Annotated in this window: 17 protein-coding genes; 5 read left to right on the top strand and 12 right to left on the bottom strand. The window is 54.5% G+C overall.

All coding sequences use genetic code 11. From position 1 onward, the window contains the following. Positions 1-36 precede the first annotated feature (36 nt). The 11 genes from QUD59_RS10955 to QUD59_RS10905 all read right to left on the bottom strand — a co-directional run bounded on the left by QUD59_RS10955 (position 37) and on the right by QUD59_RS10905 (position 11,643). Complete coding sequence (locus QUD59_RS10955; protein ID WP_286237030.1) at positions 37-1,212, bottom strand: ATP phosphoribosyltransferase regulatory subunit; 1,176 nt, start codon at positions 1,210-1,212, stop codon at positions 37-39. Positions 1,213-1,262: 50 nt separating this feature from the next. After that, on the bottom strand, positions 1,263-1,460 hold the full coding sequence (locus QUD59_RS10950) for a DUF2065 domain-containing protein (RefSeq protein ID WP_286237029.1): 198 nt from the start codon (positions 1,458-1,460) through the stop codon (positions 1,263-1,265). A gap of 133 nt (positions 1,461-1,593) precedes the next feature. After that, positions 1,594-2,466, bottom strand: coding sequence for a protease modulator HflC (gene hflC / locus QUD59_RS10945; protein WP_286237027.1), 873 nt, complete (start codon positions 2,464-2,466; stop codon positions 1,594-1,596). Continuing rightward, positions 2,466-3,668, bottom strand: a complete 1,203-nt coding sequence (gene hflK / locus QUD59_RS10940; RefSeq protein WP_286237026.1) for an FtsH protease activity modulator HflK — start codon at positions 3,666-3,668, stop codon at positions 2,466-2,468. Before hflK ends, hflC begins: the two co-directional genes overlap by 1 nt. Before the next feature lie 129 nt (positions 3,669-3,797). Beyond that, positions 3,798-5,102 (bottom strand): ribosome rescue GTPase HflX, encoded by a 1,305-nt coding sequence (hflX, locus tag QUD59_RS10935; RefSeq protein ID WP_286237024.1) that lies wholly within the window; start codon positions 5,100-5,102, stop codon positions 3,798-3,800. Positions 5,103-5,108: 6 nt separating this feature from the next. Then, positions 5,109-5,351 carry an RNA chaperone Hfq gene (gene hfq / locus QUD59_RS10930; RefSeq protein WP_286237023.1) on the bottom strand — a complete coding sequence of 81 codons (243 nt, stop codon included), beginning with the start codon at positions 5,349-5,351 and terminating at the stop codon, positions 5,109-5,111. Between the two features lie 125 nt (positions 5,352-5,476). After that, positions 5,477-6,382: a tRNA (adenosine(37)-N6)-dimethylallyltransferase MiaA gene (gene miaA, locus QUD59_RS10925; protein ID WP_286241023.1), complete on the bottom strand. Its 906-nt coding sequence runs from the start codon at positions 6,380-6,382 to the stop codon at positions 5,477-5,479. A gap of 36 nt (positions 6,383-6,418) precedes the next feature. Continuing rightward, positions 6,419-8,287 (bottom strand): DNA mismatch repair endonuclease MutL, encoded by a 1,869-nt coding sequence (mutL, locus tag QUD59_RS10920; protein ID WP_286237022.1) that lies wholly within the window; start codon positions 8,285-8,287, stop codon positions 6,419-6,421. A 15-nt stretch (positions 8,288-8,302) separates the two neighbouring features. Next, positions 8,303-9,631, bottom strand: coding sequence for an N-acetylmuramoyl-L-alanine amidase (locus tag QUD59_RS10915; protein ID WP_286237020.1), 1,329 nt, complete (start codon positions 9,629-9,631; stop codon positions 8,303-8,305). A gap of 19 nt (positions 9,632-9,650) precedes the next feature. Next, a complete protein-coding gene (tsaE, locus tag QUD59_RS10910; RefSeq protein ID WP_286237018.1) occupies positions 9,651-10,130 on the bottom strand; it encodes a tRNA (adenosine(37)-N6)-threonylcarbamoyltransferase complex ATPase subunit type 1 TsaE in 480 nt (159 codons plus the stop codon). Beyond that, entirely contained in the window at positions 10,123-11,643 is a 1,521-nt protein-coding gene (locus QUD59_RS10905) for an NAD(P)H-hydrate dehydratase (RefSeq protein WP_286237017.1), read from the bottom strand. The genes tsaE and QUD59_RS10905 overlap by 8 nt, the downstream gene beginning before the upstream one ends. Positions 11,644-11,710: 67 nt before the next feature. Between QUD59_RS10905 and queG the strand changes: the two genes are divergently transcribed. After that, positions 11,711-12,832 carry a tRNA epoxyqueuosine(34) reductase QueG gene (gene queG, locus QUD59_RS10900; RefSeq protein WP_286237015.1) on the top strand — a complete coding sequence of 374 codons (1,122 nt, stop codon included), beginning with the start codon at positions 11,711-11,713 and terminating at the stop codon, positions 12,830-12,832. Here queG and orn read toward each other — a convergent pair whose 3' ends face one another. Then, on the bottom strand, positions 12,833-13,336 hold the full coding sequence (orn, locus tag QUD59_RS10895) for an oligoribonuclease (protein WP_434025557.1): 504 nt from the start codon (positions 13,334-13,336) through the stop codon (positions 12,833-12,835). It lies immediately after the preceding gene. Between the two features lie 159 nt (positions 13,337-13,495). Here orn and rsgA point away from each other — a divergent pair, with 159 nt between their 5' ends. From rsgA to asd, 4 genes are all read left to right on the top strand, one after another. After that, positions 13,496-14,524 carry a small ribosomal subunit biogenesis GTPase RsgA gene (gene rsgA, locus QUD59_RS10890; protein ID WP_286237013.1) on the top strand — a complete coding sequence of 343 codons (1,029 nt, stop codon included), beginning with the start codon at positions 13,496-13,498 and terminating at the stop codon, positions 14,522-14,524. 25 nt (positions 14,525-14,549) lie between these two features. Beyond that, entirely contained in the window at positions 14,550-16,196 is a 1,647-nt protein-coding gene (locus QUD59_RS10885; protein WP_286237012.1) for an HDOD domain-containing protein, read from the top strand. Positions 16,197-16,278: 82 nt separating this feature from the next. Then, complete coding sequence (locus tag QUD59_RS10880) at positions 16,279-17,091, top strand: sulfurtransferase (protein WP_286237011.1); 813 nt, start codon at positions 16,279-16,281, stop codon at positions 17,089-17,091. Beyond that, on the top strand, positions 17,091-17,978 hold the full coding sequence (asd, locus tag QUD59_RS10875) for an archaetidylserine decarboxylase (protein WP_286237010.1): 888 nt from the start codon (positions 17,091-17,093) through the stop codon (positions 17,976-17,978). Before QUD59_RS10880 ends, asd begins: the two co-directional genes overlap by 1 nt. Positions 17,979-18,045: the final 67 nt, after the last annotated feature.

The following is an 18,045-nucleotide window of genomic DNA, read 5'->3' as shown; positions in this document are numbered from 1 at the left end:
TGCCTACTTGAGATTACTTTAAAGAAATTTTACCGGTTACAGGTCAACCGTGACCCATTCACCATCACGCAGTACCAGCTCAGCGGTACACTCATTTGCCGGTTCCGCGCCCGGCAACGCATAAATCACCCGCACACCTTCAGCACGAAGCTGCTGCACTTTGGCCAGCAACTTTGCATCTTCCTCGGCGGGTGCCAACACCTGCTGAGCGTTCTGTACTACATCGGAGGAGAGCTCAACCAGTGTTTTAAGATCGGCACTGAACCCGGTTGCCGGGCGCGCGCGACCAAAATCACGTCCAATTTCATCATACCGGCCACCTTTTGCAATCGCCTGCCCGAACGCCGGGGTATAGGCCGCAAAAACGACACCGGTATGGTAGTTATAACCACGCAGCTCGCTCAGATCGAAATACTGATCCAGCTCCGGGAAACGCAGCGCGATACGCTCTGAGAGCTGCTGCAGATAATCGATAGCCTCAATAACCTGAGCAGGCGCCTCAACAAATAGCTGTCGTGCCTTGTTAAGTACTTCAACCCCACCGTTCAGGGTTGGCAGCGCAGCCAGCATCGGGCGTACGCGTTCAGCCACATCCAGCGCAGCCACAAAACCTTCCAGCTCAGGCAGCGCTTTACGCTGCAACATATCCAGATAGGTTTCTTTTTCTGCTTCGCTGAGTTCTGCAATCTGCATCAGGCCTGTGAAGACACCGACATGACCGAGGTCGATGCTCAGCTCCTGATTCACCCCTGCGGCATGCATGGTCTCAACCATGAGCGAGATCACTTCGACATCACTCTCAACACCGGAGTGACCGTAAAGCTCTGCACCCAGCTGCATCGGGTTACGCGAAGCCAGCGGCTGAGCCGGCAGGGCATGCACTACAGAACCGCAGTAACAAAGCCGGGTTACACCAGACTGACGCAGGCGATGCGCATCGATACGCGCCACCTGCGGAGTAATATCCGCACGTACACCCAGCGTATGACCGCTTAACTGATCAGTCACTTTAATGGTATTCAGATCCAGATCATGGCCGACACCCGTCAGCAGTGATTCCAGATGTTCAAGTACCGGCGGCATGACCAGGTCATAGCCCCAATGCTCATACAGATCCAATAGACGTCTACGTAACAGTTCAACGCGACGGGCCTGCGGTGGAAGCAGCTCCTGCACGCCCTCCGGTAGCAGCCAACGATCTGCCAATGCCATGCGGTACTCCGTTAAATCTAATCCAGACAACCAGCCGGAATGGCCCGTTATCAGTTCACTATGTAAAGGGTAACAACACCCAGCAGCATACTTGCCAGCCCGATCATTCTTAATGATGAATCACTGATCAGGGCCAGTTGCTGAACCAGATTACGCCAGCGCTGCGGGTACAAAAATGGAATAATTCCTTCGAGGATAAGCATCAGGCAGAAGCCAATCGCCAATTCATGAAGCAGTTCTGACGACATCCCTCAAACCCGGTTTTCCAAATCCTATTACCACAAAAAAACCGGGCGTGAACCCGGTTGATATATTCTACCACGGTTTCAGGGGAATGCCCTCCCCTGAACCGCTTTTTTGTTCATTTTAACGCCAGAGCAATTACTCAGCCTTAGGTTTCGCCAGGTACTTGAAGAAATCACTGTCCGGCTTCAGAACCAGAACGTCGCCATTCTTGCTGAAGGATTCACGGTACGCCTGCAGACTACGGTAGAAAGAGTAGAATTCAGGGTTACGGGAATAAGCCTCTGCATAATTATTCGCAGCAATGGCATCACCCTCACCTCGAATCTGCTCTGACTCTCGGTAAGCCTCCGCTTCGATAACTGTCTTCTGTCGATCAGCATCGGCGCGAATACCCTCGGCCAGCTCTTTACCGCGAGAACGCAGCTCACGAGCCTCACGCTCACGCTCGGTGCGCATACGATCATAGACCGATTCAGAGACTTCCTGCGGCAGATCGATTCGCTTAACACGCACGTCAATGACTTCAACACCGTATTTCTTGATGACATCTTCACTGATGGCAGAAACCAGCTCCTTCATCAGCTCTTCACGCTCACCGGAAACCACCTCTGTCACGGTACGACCACCGAACTGGTTACGCAGCTCAGCATCGACCCGGTCAGAAAGCAGACGGGACGCGGTGAACTCGCTACCGGATGTCGCGGTGTAGTACTTCTGAACATCCGCAACACGCCACTTAACAAAGGAGTCCACGATCAGTCGTTTCTTCTCCAGCGTCAGGTAAGCCTGAGGATCCGCATCAAGCGTCAGCACTCGTGAATCAAACTTGCGCACCTTGTTAACCACCGGAATTTTAAAGTGCAGGCCTGGCTTAACGTCAGCTTCAGCCACCTCACCAAATTTCAGCAGTACCGCACGCTCAGTTTCCTTAACGATATACAGTGAACTCTGACCAACCAGTACCAGCACCGCAAAGGCAATAATCAATACAAAAGATTTAGATTGCATTATCGACCCTCCCGACGCGTGCTCTGACGCTGACGCAACTGATCAACCACCTGATCGGTCACCTCACGCAGACTCTGACTGTCCAGTTGCACTCCCCGGCCTGAATCAACGCCAACAGGACGATTCTGCATCAATTTATCCAGCGGCAGGTACATCATGTTATTTCCACCTTCAACGTCAACCAGCACTTTTGGATTCTGTGACAACACTTCCTGCATCGTATCCAGGTAGAGACGCTCACGCGTAACTTCCGGCGCCTTCTCATACTCTTTCAACAGTGCAGTAAAACGGTGAGCATCACCCTCTGAACGGGCAATAACCTGTTCACGGTAGGCACTGGCTTCCTCCAGCATACGCTGAGCCAGACCACGTGCTTCCGGAATAATACCGTTGGCATAGGATTCCGCTTCGTTCTTAACTCGCTGCTCGTCCTCACGCGCCTTGATCACGTCATCAAATGCGTTCTGCACCTGATTCGGCGCTTTCGCTTCTTTGATGTTCACCTTGGAGATCTGCAAGCCGGTTGCATACTCATCCATATAGCGCTGCAGTCGGTTCTGCACCTGAACCGAGAGCGCTTCACGCCCCTGAGTCAGGATAGAGTGCATATCGGTTGAACCCACAATATGACGCAGTGCCGATTCAGCCGCATGCGAGAGGCTGGCCTCGGGGTCGCGCACATTAAGCACAAAGTCACGCACCATACCTTCTGAGATGATGTACTGAATCGTCATTTCCACATCAACGATATTTTCATCTTCAGTCAGCATCAGCGCCCGATGATCACGGGTACGCAGACGGGTTACATTCACCGGGAAAACGGTGTCCAGCAGCGGCGGGTTCCACTGCAGACCCGGCCCCACCGTTTCGTGGTATTTACCCAGACGCAGCACAACGCCACGCTCCTGCTGGTCTACGGTATAAACACCCATACCGGCCCAGATCAGCAGCGCAATCAGCAGAATAATCCAGAAAAAGCCCATGCCGGCAGATGAGCCGGAGCCATCACCATCGCCACCAAATCCTCCACTGGTGCGCTTACCTGCACCACCGAAGATTGCGTTCAGTTTATCCTGCAGCTTACGCAGCGCCTCATCCAGATCCGGCGGCCCCTGATCGCCACCTTTCCCTCCGCGGTTCTTATTACCACCGCCCCAAGGGTCCTGGTTATCACCATTACCACCAGGCTCATTCCAAGCCATACGTCACTCCGTTAAAAACAACTATTGGGCTGATTAAAACACACATCTGCGAAAACTATTATTCGTCAGATATTACTCATAAATTAACTAAAATCGATCCTTTCGGCCAGACCGGTCGATTTTCCACCCCTACCAGGGGTTAACATCAACCGGGAAACAGCGATCCCGCGGCATCGATAACCGGCTCAGTAACTGCAGCATATCTTTCTTCTGCATACGTACTTCAAGAATAATAGATCCTTTTTCATCGACATGTTCCGAAAGCACAGCGCCGCTCTCATAGAGCCGGGCCCGAAACTGACCCTCATGGGGCTGCAGCGTCACGTTATCATGAAAAACATCATCTGCCAGTAGCTCGCTTACCGCCTGAAACAGCAGGTCGTGCCCTTCACCACTCACGGCCGATAACCAAACCCGGACAGGCTGCCCCTCTTCATCCCGGTCGATCCGCGGCTGACGCCCTTCGATCAGATCAATTTTGTTGTATACCTCAAGCACCGGCACCTCATCAGCACCGATCTCGCGCAACACATGCTCCACTTCCGCGATATGGTCATGCCGGTCGTCATCATGACAATCAATCACATGCAGCAACAGCGTTGCCTCAATGGTTTCCTGCAGCGTGGCACGAAACGCCTCAACCAGTTTATGCGGCAGATGACGGATAAATCCTACCGTATCCGCCAGAATAGCCTGACCCACATCTTCGACTTCTATCCGGCGCAGGGTTGGATCCAGCGTGGCAAACAGCTGATCCGCAGCGTACACCTCAGAGGTCGTCAGTGAATTGAAGAGGGTCGATTTGCCAGCATTGGTATAACCCACCAGCGACAGCGTAGGAACTTCCGCCCGTTTCCGCGAACGACGCCCCTGATCACGCTGCTTACGCACCTTTTCCAGACGTTTGTAGATTGATTTCATCCGCGCCCGCAATAACCGGCGGTCGGTCTCAAGCTGAGTCTCACCCGGGCCACGCAGACCTATACCACCTTTCTGGCGCTCAAGGTGAGTCCAGCCACGCACCAGACGCGTAGACATATGATCGAGCTGCGCCAGCTCCACCTGCAACTTACCTTCATGGGTACGTGCCCGCTGGGCAAAGATATCCAGAATCAATCCGGTGCGATCCAGAACCCTGCACTGAATTTCGCGTTCAACATTGCGCTCCTGAGCAGGACTCAGGGCATGGTTAAAAATGACCAGTTGCGCATCGTGCATATTCACCAGATCACGCAGCTCTTCCAGCTTACCCTGACCGATGAAGAATTTTGGATTGGGATGAGCGAGCGACCCGGTGAGGAATTCAACCGGGTCAGCTCCTGCAGATAGGGCCAGCTCTTCGAGCTCTTTTGGACTTTCCTGATCGGCTTCAGCAGCCAGATTCATATGGACTAGAACGGCACGCTCACCGCTCTTGGGACGCTCAAAGAACAATGATTATCAGTCCTCTGACTTAGCTTCATCAGCAGATGGCAATTTAACCGGACGTGCAGGCACAACCGTAGAAATCGCATGCTTGTAAACCATCTGGCTGACCGTATTTTTCAGCAGGATAACAAACTGATCGAATGACTCAATCTGACCCTGCAGTTTGATACCGTTTACCAAGAAAATAGATACCGGAATACGCTCTTTACGCAACGCATTCAGATAAGGGTCTTGTAATGACTGCCCTTTTGACATGTGCAAACTCCTTCCCGAAAAAAATTTTATAATTTGTCGTTATTGTATGGCTGGCGGCGCACAATAAACCCCGCTTCAGCTATATAAACACTGAGTATATAGCTTTTTTGCAGCCCAGCATGACATTATATAATGCTACCCTCTATTAATTTCAAGGCATTAGCTAATAGTTTTCTGTCATGGGTGTCCATCCAGTGCAGATTTTCCCAGCTTCTCAGCCAGGTGACCTGTCGCTTCGCCAACTGCCGGGTCGCCACCACACCTTTGTACTTCATGGTGTCGTAATCCCAGTTTCCGGCAAAATATTCCCACATCTGCCGATACCCCACACAACGCACAGACGGCATCTGCAGATTCAGATCTCCCCGTTCCCATAAGCGCTGCACCTCTTCCTCGAAGCCCTGTTCGAGCATCAGATCGAAACGCTGCGCAATACGCTCATGCAATTCCGCCCGCTCCTGCGGCATCACCGCCAGCGAGATCAGAGTAAACTGCAGTTTCGAAGAGGCCTGTTCAGCCCAAAGTTCAGTCATACTGCGTCCGGTGATCTCATAAACCTCCAGCGCCCGCTGCAAACGCTGCGCATCATTGGGGTTGAGACGAGCAGCAGACTCGGGATCGACCTCGGCGAGCCGGGCATGGATGGCCGCCCAGCCTTTCTCTTCTGCCTCGCGCAGCAACCTTTCCCGAACCTCAGGATCCGCTTCGGGAAGGTTCGCCAGACCGTTCTTCAGCGCATGAAAATAGAGCATGGTGCCACCGGTCAGAATCGGGACTTTACCCGCCGCATGCACCTCTGCAATCTGCGCCAGCGCATCCTCCCGGAACTCCGCCGCTGAATAACTCTCCGCCGGATCACGGATATCGATCAGCCGGTGAGGGTACTGAGCCAGTGTTAACGCATCCGGCTTGGCCGTGCCTATATCCATGCCCCGATAGATCATGGCCGAATCGACACTGATGATTTCACAGGGCATCGCATCAAACAATTGCATCGCCAACGCGGTTTTACCCGAGGCGGTCGGCCCCATCAAAAAAACTACCGGTAAGTTACTCAATCTTTGTTCCTACTGCCCGCGCATAAATAGCTTATCCAGATCAACCAGCGTCATCTGACTCCAGGTCGGCCGCCCATGGTTACACTGGCCACTGCGCTCAGTCTGCTCCATATCACGCAACAACGCATTCATCTCAGGTACTGTCAGTTGCCGGTTGGCACGTACCGCCCCGTGACAGGCCATAGTCGCCAACAATTCATTGATGTGCTGTTCAATCCGCTTACTTTCGCCATAAACCAGCATATCGGAGAGCACATCCCGGATCAGTTGCTCAACATTCCCCTTTGCCAGAGAAACCGGAACCTGACGCACCACCAGTGTTTCCTCACCCATCCGCGCCAGTTCAAATCCAAGCCGACCAAAAGTAGCGGCCTGCTCTTCAGCACAGTCGGCCTCACGCTGACTGACCGCCAGACTCAGCGGCACCAGCAAAGGCTGCGAACGCACCACGTCCTGTTCATAGGACTGTTTCATCCGCTCGTAGACGATTCTCTCGTGAGCCGCATGCATATCCACAACGATCAGCCCCTGCTCATTTTCCGCCAGAATATAGATCCCGTGCAGCTGCGCAATGGCATAACCCATCGGCGGGCACTGCTCACGCTCCGGCTCTGCGGCAGGCATGCCTGACGGTGCAGGTTCAGCAGGATGCAACGCGGCATAAGCACCAATCTGCTCCCGAACCTGACCGGCACCCGGCGCAGACGGTGCAACATAACCCGAGCCCGTGGACGGTGCAGAATACTGACTCCCGGAACCGGGCCTAAACGCCATACGGCTCTGTTCATAATGCTGTTGCTGCGGCTGTTCCGGACGCGCCATGACCGGCGCCCCTTCACTCTGGGCAACCTCCGTAAGCTGATCCTGAGGACGCATATCTGCAATCAGGCGATGCAGGGTTCGGAACAGAAAATCATGCACCAGACGACTTTCACGGAAACGCACTTCATGTTTGGTCGGATGGACGTTTACATCCACCAGCGCCGGATCCAGTTCCAGATAGAGCACATAGGCAGGATGTCGGCCATGATAGAGCACATCGGCATAGGCCTGACGCACCGCATGCGTTACCACCTTATCCCGGATCATGCGCCCGTTAACAAAGAAATACTGCAGATCCGGCTGGCTGCGCGAAAAGGTCGGCAACCCTACCCAGCCCCACAAACGCAGACCCGAAGCTTCTGCCACCACATCCGCTTTCAGGGCATTATCAATGAATGCCGAACTGCAGATGCTGGCTACACGACGCTCGCGCTCCAGTTCGCTGTCAGCCTGCCGTAACTGATGGATCACTTTCCCGTTATGGCGCAGTTGAAATGCCACATCAAAGCGGCTCAGCGCCAGGCGTTTCACCACTTCATCGAGATGTCGAAACTCAGTTTTTTCGGTTTTAAGAAACTTGCGTCGCGCCGGGGTATTAAAGAACAGATCTTTAACCTCCACCGTCGTGCCTTCGGGATGCGCAGCAGGCTGCAGTTGCGCTTCCATATCGCGCCCTTCTGTCAGCACCTGCCAGGCACTCTCCTGATCGGCCTGACGTGAGGTCAGTGTTAACCGCGAGACCGAACTGATACTCGCCAGCGCCTCACCACGAAAGCCAAGACTGCCCACCGCTTCAAGATCTTCCAGCGCACGGATCTTTGAGGTTGCATGACGGCTCAGGGCCAGCGGCAGATCCTCTTTATCAATACCCGACCCGTTATCACGGATCCGCATCAGTTTGACGCCGCCCTGCTCCACATCCACATCGATTTTGGTCGAGCCCGCATCCAGACTATTTTCGAGAATTTCTTTGATAACAGAAGCAGGGCGTTCAACAACTTCACCCGCCGCGATCTGGTTGGCAAGCCGCGGCGAGAGCAGATGAATCTTGGGCATGAATCTACCTTTGGGTTAGCTGGTCGGGATACGCAGAACCTGGCCGATCCGGATACGATCATGCTGCAGGTTATTAGCTTTGCGCAAAGCCGCTAATGATACACCGTTTCGGGAGGCGATCACGGAGAGGGTATCCCCCTTGACCACCTTGTAGGTTCGGTTATCTGCTGCTTTACGCTGGGCGATATAGGTCATCGCCGGCGGTTTACGTTCGAAATGCTGGGTTATCCCTTTGAAGACAGCCTCCGCCATCTTCTTCTGATAACCCCGGGTTTTCAGCTTCGCAGCCTCACCGGGATTAGAGATAAAGCCCGTCTCCACCAGAATCGACGGAATATCCGGCGATTTCAGTACAACAAACCCGGCCTGCTCCACATGCGCTTTATGCATTTTCGCAAACCGTTTGATGTTGCCATGAATCTGGCGGGCGATTGAACGACTGTCTTCGCGACTGGCTGTCATCGACATATCCAGCAGCACACTGGCCAGTACATCATCTTTATCTTCCAGACTGACACTACCGACACCACCGATCAGGTCAGCGCTGTTCTCTTTTCGTGCCAGCCAGCGGCCCATTTCGCTACTCGCGCCACGGGATGACAATACCCAGACGGAGGCACCACGGGCACGGGGATCACGAAACGCATCCGCATGTATCGACACAAACAGATCAGCATTCTGCTTACGTGCAGCCTTGGTTCGGCCACGCAGGCTGATGTAGTAATCGCCGGTCCGGGTCAGCTTGCCCTGATAGCCGGGTGTTGCATCCAATCGACGCTTAAGCTCTTTAGCGATTGCCAGAACCACATCTTTCTCACGCACGCGCCCGGGGCCGATGGCACCGGGGTCTTCACCACCATGACCGGCATCAATCGCTACGACAATATCCCGCCCGGATACAGCTTTAGGCTCCGCACTCTTTTTGGCTTTTACAAGGGTTTCTTTTTCATAGAGATCCAGCACCAGCCGATGGCCGTATTTCTGGTTAGGCTTCAGGGCAAAACTTTTCGGCCTTACCGGCCGCTTCAGATCCAGCACCAGACGCAGGGTTTTTCCGTTTTTACCTGAACGCACCTGTTTCACCGGGCTTTTATCCAACCCCAGATTCGTCAGCGACGCATTCAGCGATGCCTGCTCAACATCCAGCACGATGCGGTTCGGGTTATCCAGAGTAAACACTTTATGGGTCGCCGCGCCGGTCATATCAAATACCAGACGCGCATGATCCGGTGCCAACCACATCCGCACGTTCTTAATCTCAGCCGCCTGCAACAGCGAACTGCTGAACAGCAGTCCGAAAAAACACAGCCAGACGTGAAAAATTCTCGTCGTTATCTTCTGCATAGAGCCTTAGCTTTCCCCTTCATCCAGCGGCTTTGGCTTGTAACAGTTTATCGGCCATTGTCCGGCCAGTTTCAGTTTTTGCTTCCCAATTGAGACGGCGGCCACGGCCCTCAAGTTCAATCCTTAAAACCAGATCGGGTTCCGGCAGTATGCCGCGACCACGCTCTGGCCACTCAACCAGACAGAGGGACTCAGCATCGAAATAATCTCGAATTCCCAGATACTCGAGTTCTTCCGGGTCGGCCAGTCGATACAGATCAAAATGGTAAACCCGCTGCGTGCCTATCTCATAAGGCTCGACCAGCGTATAGGTCGGACTCTTAACCGCACCTTGATGCCCGAACCCCTGCAGAATTCCCCGGCTCAGGGTGGTTTTCCCCATGCCCAGGTCGCCCAGCAGAAACACAACGCCCTGACCACCGCTGGCCACCGCAATCTGGCCACCAAAAGCCACCATGGCCGCTTCATCCGGCAAACTGATCTGATTCTGATCACTCATAAACTTTATTAATTACTCCCGGTATTTCGACTAACAGATCTGAGGGCAACATACCGATCTCCCCCCGTTTGGCGGCTACCCGGTCTGCCGCTGTCGCATGGATATAAACCCCGATGCGAGCCGCATCTTCCGGGCTCAGCCCCTGCGCCAGCAGGGCACCACAAATCCCGGACAGCAAATCGCCCATACCACCGACGGACATCCCCGGATTACCGGCATCACAAAGAAAACTCACCTCTCCGGCGTTGACCAGACTACCCGCACCTTTGAGCACAACGGCTCCACCACACCGGCGCTGCAATCGCTCAACCGCAGCAAAGCGATCCGCTTCCAGCTCTGCCACTGAACAATTCAGGATTCGGGCCGCTTCCCCCGGATGGGGTGTAACGATAGTCCGCTCCGGCCCGCTGAAAGGAAAACCGCCGTTAGCACAGAGCAGGTTTAGTCCGTCCGCATCAACCAGAAGCGGCTTCTTCGCCGCCAGCACAGCCCTGAGCATCTGTTCTGCCCAGGCATTCTGCCCAAGACCCGGACCTATGACAATCACATCCGCCTTTTCCAGCAGATCCGGCAACTGCCCACCACTTTCAACGGCGTGCACCATCACCTCAGGGCAACGGCACAGAGAGGCAGCCACATGCTCCTGCCGGGTTGCCAGAGAGACCAGCCCGGCACCACTGCGCAGTGCAGCCTCGGCAGTCAGCAGTGCGGCGCCGCCCATACCGCGATTACCGCCAACCACCAGCAGATGCCCGAAACGGCCCTTATGTGAATTCCGTGAACGGGGGGGCATGCACTCGCGCAGATCTTCGTCTGTTGTACGGAAAGCACTGACCGGAATCGGGTCGTAGACTTCATCCGGCACTTTCAGATCATCAAATAAAATCTGACCACAGCAATCCACCGCCTGAGCGGTAAACAGGCCTCGCTTCAGGCCGATAAAACTCAGCGTGAACCGGGCACGCACCGCGCAGCCCAGTATCCGCCCGCTGTCGGCGCACAGCCCTGAGGGGATATCCACTGCAAAAACCGGCTTATGGCTGGCGTTGATCTGCCTGATCAGGGTGGCATAATCACCACGTACATCGCCGGTCAGGCCGGTTCCCAGCAGCGCATCCACCAACAATTCGCCTTTAAGCTCCACACCGGGGTGATAGCACTCGAACCCCGGCGCTGCGGCCTCCAGCTCCTGCCACGCCTGCAGGGCCTCCCCTTGCAGACGCTCAGCAAAACGCTCCCCGCCAACACAAATCACCTGCACACGCAGATTGCGTTGCCTCGCCAATCGGGCGACCACAAAACCATCCCCTCCGTTATTGCCGCCGCCACAGAGGATCGTCAGATGCCGTATACCGGGAAATCGTTCCAGTATTTCAGCAAAAACGGCATGCCCGGCCCGCTGCATCAGACGGATACCGGGAATAGAAAACTGTTCAATTGCGGTCCGATCCAGCACGCGGGTTTGTTCAGCCGTGTATAATGGGGCCGGAAGCGCAGCTCTGTTAACCGACATCTGCTCTACTCATCGCTTTTTCTGCCATTATGAGGAATCCGCCCCTTCCTGGGCAAGCCTGAAAACTATGCCGGACCTATCACCCGAAGCGCTGGCCGGACTGGCCGATAACATCAAACGCTGGGCCCTCGAACTGGGCTTTCAGCAGTGCGGTATTACTGACTGCGATCTGGAGGCGGAACGGGCACACTATGAGGCCTGGCTGACACAGCATTTCCATGGCGAAATGAGTTATCTCAGCAACCATATGGATAAGCGTTTTGATGCCGCCCAGTTGGTACCCGGCGCCCAACGTATTATCTGCGTGCGCATGGATTACCTGCCTCCGGACACCCGCCCGCTTGAGGTTCTGGACAGCGACGGCAAAGCCTATGTCTCGCGCTATACGCTGGGCCGGGATTACCACAAACTGATTCGTAAACGCCTCAGTCAACTGGGTGATCGCATCAACGCTGAAACCGGCGAACGGGTATTTCGCGCGTTTGTCGACAGTGCTCCGGTACTGGAACGCCCTCTCGCCGAGAAGGCCGGTATTGGCTGGCGCGGGAAACACACGCTGGTGCTGAACCGTGAGGCCGGTTCGCTGTTCTTTCTTGGCGAACTGTTTATTGATCTGCCACTACCGGTTGATCCGCCGACCGACGAGGAGCACTGTGGCAAATGTACCGCCTGTATCGATGTCTGCCCGACGCAAGCGTTTCCACAACCTCACCTGCTGGACGCACGGCGCTGTATCTCCTACCTGACGATTGAACTGAAAGGCGCGATTCCTGTTGAGTTACGCCCACTGATGGGCAACCGAATTTTCGGCTGTGATGATTGCCAACTGATCTGCCCCTGGAACCGTTTCGCAAAGATCACCGCCGAAGCAGACTTTCATCCGCGCCGGAAGCTGGACCGGGCCGATCTGCTGACGCTGTTTTCGTGGAGTGAAGAGACGTTTCTGGAAAAGACCGCCGGCTCGGCGATACGTCGTACCGGCCATGAAGGCTGGCTGCGCAATATAGCGGTTGCGCTGGGGAACAGCCGTGGCGGCGAAGCGGTGGAAAACGCCCTGAAGGAGAAGCTGCAACATCCTTCAGAGCTGGTCAGAGAGCATTGCCAGTGGGCACTGGACAACCTCTCCCGTGGACAACAAGCGACGCTGCCGATACAGCAGCACCCTCGCCGGAGAAAAATACAGTTCTGATCAGAGCTTTATGAAGTGCTCGCGATAATGTTTCAGTTCGTTGATGGAATCACGAATATCATCCAGCGCAAGATGCGAACCCTGTTTAACCACGCCGGCTGCTACCTCTGGTTTCCAGCGTTTTGCCAGCTCTTTCAGCGTACTCACATCCAGATTCCGGTAGTGAAAGAACGCTTCCAGTTCGGGCATATATTTGTGCAGGAAACGTCGATCCTGGCCAATACTGTTACCGCACATCGGCGATGCGCCCGGCTCCAGATACTGACGCACAAAGGCCAGTGTCGCCTGTTCGGCCTCAGCCTCAGTAATCACACTCTCTTTTACCCGCTGCGTCAGGCCGGATTTACCATGTTGATTGGTGCACCATTCATCCATCGCATCCAACGCAGCGTCACTCTGATGAACCACCATACTGGGGCCCTCAGCAAGCACGTTCAGATCCTTATCGGTAACGATGGTTGCAATCTCAATAATCAAATCTGTTTCCGGCTCCAGACCGGTCATTTCCAGATCAAGCCAGATTAAATTATCTTTATTTACCACTTCTGCCCTCCAAATTTGACGCAGGCACTACTATTTCCCTTAGAATACCCTACCTGCATCCATCTTGCTTCGATAATAACGGGGATAACCGGCGATAGCTCAGGCCTTCGCTCACAAACTATGGCGAAACGTAAACTGACCCGCCGTCAAAACTGGCGCATTCAGAAAATTCAGGAAGAGCGCACGGCCCGTGCGTCGAAAAAAGATGCCGCCATCGAGCAGCAGCTCGACAGCAGTGATCTGGGCCCGGAAGAACACGGCCTGATCATCTCCCACTATGGCCGCAGCGTCGACGTGGAAGCTACCGATGGAAGCGAAGCCGGCGAGATCATTCGCTGCCATATGCGCACCAACCTTGGTCAGTTGGTCACCGGAGACCGGGTTATCTGGCGACGCGGTAAAGAGAGTGGCGTAGTGGTTGCCAAACTGGAGCGAAAAAGTGAACTGCTCCGGCCGAACCCTTATGGCGACATGAAACCGGTCGCTGCCAATATCGATTTCATCGTCATCACAGTGGCGGTAGAACCAACCCCGCACGCCAACCTGATAGACCGCTACCTTGTTGCCTCCGAGATCAGCGGCATCGAACCGGTGATTCTGCTCAACAAAACAGACCTGTTGAACGACGACAACCGGGAAACGATTGACACTATGCTGACGCGTTATCGGGAGATCGGCTATCAGGTGCTGCTTGCCTCCAGCGAGTCGGAGGAGGGACTGGCGGACCTGAAGGCCCTGCTGGATCAACGTATCAGCGTTTTTGTCGGTCAGTCGGGGGTTGGCAAATCCTCCCTGATCAATGCCCTGCTACCCGGTGTTGACCTGAAAGTAGGCGAACTCTCAACTCAAACGCGAAAAGGCCGACACACTACTACAACGGCACGTCTGTTTCACTTTCCCGATGGCGGCGATCTCATCGACTCACCGGGGATCAGGGAATTTGGGCTATGGCATATTGCCCCAGAGGATGTTATTAAAGGATTCAAAGAGTTACAGCCCCTTGCCGGTTTATGCCGGTTCCGTGACTGTCAGCATGAACAGGAACCGGGCTGCGCCCTGAAAAGCGCCGTAGAAGAGGGCAGCATCAGCGAGCAACGCTGGCTGAGCTACAAACATATTCTCTGCTCCATAGAAGAGCAGAACAGTTAACAGATAAAGGCTGAAGTCACTAACGATGCAAGCAGTCGAAGAACAGAGTAACTCCCCCATCTATGGCGTGGAGGCTTGGGTAGAATACTTAAAAGAGCGGCCCCTGCCGGTGCGCAACAGCGTTCTTCGCCGACTGCAGAAGCAGTTACAGGACCCTAATGTTCCGCTGCGTTCTCTGAACCGCACCATACAATCCGACCCGGTTCTCAGCCTGCATGTGGTGCGTAAAGCCTCCGAGCTGCACGACAAGTTTGATTCCAAAGTTAAAAGCATCGACCACGCCATTAATTCCCTTGGCCTCGACAACATTCAGGCGGTGCTCAAGGAAGCCACTCCGTTACGCCTGAACCCGTCCAGCGTAGCCCAGAAAATGTACTTCCGTTATATCTCGGTCAGTCATCATGCGGCGGTTCAGGCAACCGACTGGCTACAGAAGCGCAAGGCTCCCTTTATTGATGAGACCTATCTTGCCACCCTGTTTTATGGTGTCGGGCATTGGCTGCTGTGGCAGCATGCCGCCCTGCACATGAGCGAGATCCAAAGTAAAATTCGCGAACAGCAGACCGATGTAGTCCTGGCCGAAAATGATGTACTAGGCTGCACGGTTCAGGAGATCTCACAACGGTTGATCGCGGACTGGGGCATATCCGAACTCGCCGTCGTCAGTCTGGAACATGAGACCTCACCCAACAAAAAAACGTTATCCCAGCTACATCAGCGGGCGCTGGGAGATCCACGCCTGAGTGATCAGGACCTTCGCGAGATCAACCATCTGGTTCAGGAAAAGTTTTTCCCGGTCAAACTGGCCAACTGGATCGCCCTGACCGCCAACCTTGGCTGGCAACAGACTAAGACCATGAAGATCATCGATATTATCAATGATTTTCTCAAAGGCGAGATCTCTGAAACCATCGCCATGCTGCACGTGAATTGTGCCAGCGCCTCGCGCAGCTTCCACGTGGCCGGCACTCTGGCCCCGGCCGCCGAGATGCTGATGCTCCCCTCCGAGTTGATGATCAACTTCAAACTCTCGGAAAAAGAGCGGGCCCAGCTACAAGACAAACACCCGGCGGTGGAGAAACCGGTCCAGATAATCGCCCCAGTTATCGAACCCGAGGAAGCAGACGAAACCCCACCCGCTGAAATCAAGCCGGATTATCTGGATCAGGCCCTGTTTGATCAGATCTCGGAGCGCTTCCTGAAAGGTTACAACCTCTATACCCGTCCTAAGCATGTGCTGCAGGGGCTGATTCAGGGCCTCAATCGCGGCCTCGGCTTTGAGCGGGTTTGCATGTACCTGATTAATGGCAAGAGTCATCGGATGAAGACCGCTTTTTCCGCTGGCTTTGAAGAGACCCACCCCATTATTCAGTTTGAATATGATCTGGAAATACCCAGCCTGTTCAAAAAACTGCGTGAGCGGCCCGGCTGCATCTGGGTTAAACCCGCCAATCAGGAACAGATGCAGCACATGCTGCCGGAGATCTACCAGAACTGGTGCTGCGAAAACGGCTACCTGCTGATGTCGCTGTTTCTCGGTAAAACCCCGATTGCGATCATCCATGCCGATTACGGCAGCCACGGCAGCGAGATCAGTGAGTTTCACCATGAGCGCTTCCGTTACCTCTGTTCTGCGGCCAGTCTGGGACTGAAAAAACTGACCAAACCATGATCAGGTAAGCGCTCAGGCAGTTTTTACAGCCACTTAAGAACCCAGTATCATCTGCCAACCTGTATTCCCCGGAGCTCATCCAATGACGTTACCCCTGCTGATAGAAGCAGCCGAACTGAAACAACAGCTTCAGAACCCGGACCTGATCATCATCGATCTGTCCAGTGAAGAGAATTACCTGAAGGGGCATATCCCGGGAGCGATTCATCTCCCCGCCAGCCGCCTTCTTTGTGGTCAGGCTCCCATTCCGAATAAGCGCCCTACTGATGAGCAGTTGGCTGACCTTTGTCGCGATATTGGCTTAACCGAAAACAGTCAGGTTGTTGCCTACGATGATCAGAAAGGCCCCTGGGCGGGACGACTGCTTTGGAGCCTGAATATCGCTGGCTTCGACCGCTGCTCCGTACTCAACGGACAACTTAACGCCTGGCGCAACGCCGGCCTGCCTCTGGAGCAACAGGCTAACACCGCCACCCCGGGCAACTATGAAGTATCCATCGATACACGCTACGTAGCTGATGCCGACTTTATTCAGCAACACCTGCAGGATCCTCAGGTTCAGATCTGGGACGCCCGCAGCCCGGAAGAGTACCGGGGTGAGAAGATTATCAACGCCCGGAAAGGCGGGCACATCCCCGGCGCCCGGTTGCTGGAATGGACCGACTGCCTGATCAGCGAAGATGACCTGCGCCTGAAGCCTGCGGAGGATCTGCTCGAAGCGCTGAAACAGTCCGGCCTCAACCCGGAAAAACTGACCATCACCCACTGCCAGACCCACAGACGCTCCGGGCTTACCTATCTGGTCGCCCGTCATCTGGGCTTCGAAGATATCCGTTGCTATGACGGTTCCTGGTTTGAGTGGGGCAACCTGCCCGATACGCCGGTAGAGAAATAATGAAAAACGTTAAAGACAACCTGTTTATCCTGTTCCAGCATATGGTTCCGCAGCACCTGCTTTCCCGTCTGGTAGGACGGATCGCAGACTGCACTAACCCCTGGGTAAAAAACACATTTATTCGCTGGTTCGCCAAAAAGTATCAGATCAACATGACTGAAGCCCGGGAACCCATTGCGACCAACTACCCGAGCTTCAACGCCTTTTTCACCCGCGAGCTGAAGGATGATGCACGCCCTGTCTGCAACACACCCGGCGCCGTTGTCAGCCCGGCCGATGGTGCAATCAGCCAGTTAGGCGCGATTGAACACGGCCGCGTTTTCCAGGCAAAAAGCCGTGGCTACGGACTCAGTACACTGCTCGGTGGCGATCAGGAGCGGGCAACTCAGTTCATCAACGGTAATTTTGCCACCATCTATCTGTCACCGCGTGATTACCACCGGGTTCATATGCCACTGACGGGCACCCTGACCCATACCACCTACGTTCCCGGCGATCTATTCTCCGTGAACCAGACCACGGCAGAGGGCGTTGAGCAGTTGTTTGCGCGTAACGAACGTCTGATTGCCTACTTCGATACCGAACACGGCCCCATGGCCATGATTCTGGTCGGTGCCATGATCGTTGCCGGTATTGAAACCGTCTGGGGCGGACAAGAAGCTCCGCGCTTGAAAAAACCGATTCACACCCCATTTAATAATCAGACAGCCGAGCCCGTCGTGTTAGAGAAGGGCGCTGAAATGGGTCGCTTTAAACTGGGCTCTACGGTTATTCTGTTGTTTGCGAACAACCGGATTAACTGGGACGATCAGTTACAAGCCTGCAGTCCGGTCCGTCTGGGTGAGTCGATTGCCAGCCCGGCCACCACCCCGACCTCTGCTGACTGATAACCTCATACTGTCCGCCGGGCGATACCGTCGCCCTGCGGATCCCTGAAGTAGGTACGAAGAAAAA

This window comes from Neptuniibacter halophilus, assembly GCF_030295765.1.
Taxonomy (GTDB): Bacteria; Pseudomonadota; Gammaproteobacteria; order Pseudomonadales; family Balneatricaceae; genus Neptuniibacter; species Neptuniibacter halophilus.
This window is presented reverse-complemented; position numbering and strand designations above follow the sequence as displayed.

Excerpts from the sequence above, each read along its gene's own strand:
- QUD59_RS10955 (WP_286237030.1), bottom strand. The coding sequence starts at position 1,212 with ATGGCATTGGCAGATCGTTGGCTGCTACCGGAGGGCGTGCAGGAGCTG.
- QUD59_RS10950 (WP_286237029.1), bottom strand. The coding sequence starts at position 1,460 with ATGTCGTCAGAACTGCTTCATGAATTGGCGATTGGCTTCTGCCTGATG.
- hflC (WP_286237027.1), bottom strand. The coding sequence starts at position 2,466 with ATGCAATCTAAATCTTTTGTATTGATTATTGCCTTTGCGGTGCTGGTA.
- hflK (WP_286237026.1), bottom strand. The coding sequence starts at position 3,668 with ATGGCTTGGAATGAGCCTGGTGGTAATGGTGATAACCAGGACCCTTGG.
- hfq (WP_286237023.1), bottom strand. The coding sequence starts at position 5,351 with ATGTCAAAAGGGCAGTCATTACAAGACCCTTATCTGAATGCGTTGCGT.
- miaA (WP_286241023.1), bottom strand. The coding sequence starts at position 6,382 with ATGGGGCCGACCGCCTCGGGTAAAACCGCGTTGGCGATGCAATTGTTT.
- mutL (WP_286237022.1), bottom strand. The coding sequence starts at position 8,287 with ATGCCCAAGATTCATCTGCTCTCGCCGCGGCTTGCCAACCAGATCGCG.
- QUD59_RS10915 (WP_286237020.1), bottom strand. The coding sequence starts at position 9,631 with ATGCAGAAGATAACGACGAGAATTTTTCACGTCTGGCTGTGTTTTTTC.
- tsaE (WP_286237018.1), bottom strand. The coding sequence starts at position 10,130 with ATGAGTGATCAGAATCAGATCAGTTTGCCGGATGAAGCGGCCATGGTG.
- QUD59_RS10905 (WP_286237017.1), bottom strand. The coding sequence starts at position 11,643 with ATGTCGGTTAACAGAGCTGCGCTTCCGGCCCCATTATACACGGCTGAA.
- queG (WP_286237015.1), top strand. The coding sequence starts at position 11,711 with ATGCCGGACCTATCACCCGAAGCGCTGGCCGGACTGGCCGATAACATC.
- orn (WP_434025557.1), bottom strand. The coding sequence starts at position 13,336 with ATGACCGGTCTGGAGCCGGAAACAGATTTGATTATTGAGATTGCAACC.
- rsgA (WP_286237013.1), top strand. The coding sequence starts at position 13,496 with ATGGCGAAACGTAAACTGACCCGCCGTCAAAACTGGCGCATTCAGAAA.
- QUD59_RS10885 (WP_286237012.1), top strand. The coding sequence starts at position 14,550 with ATGCAAGCAGTCGAAGAACAGAGTAACTCCCCCATCTATGGCGTGGAG.
- QUD59_RS10880 (WP_286237011.1), top strand. The coding sequence starts at position 16,279 with ATGACGTTACCCCTGCTGATAGAAGCAGCCGAACTGAAACAACAGCTT.
- asd (WP_286237010.1), top strand. The coding sequence starts at position 17,091 with ATGAAAAACGTTAAAGACAACCTGTTTATCCTGTTCCAGCATATGGTT.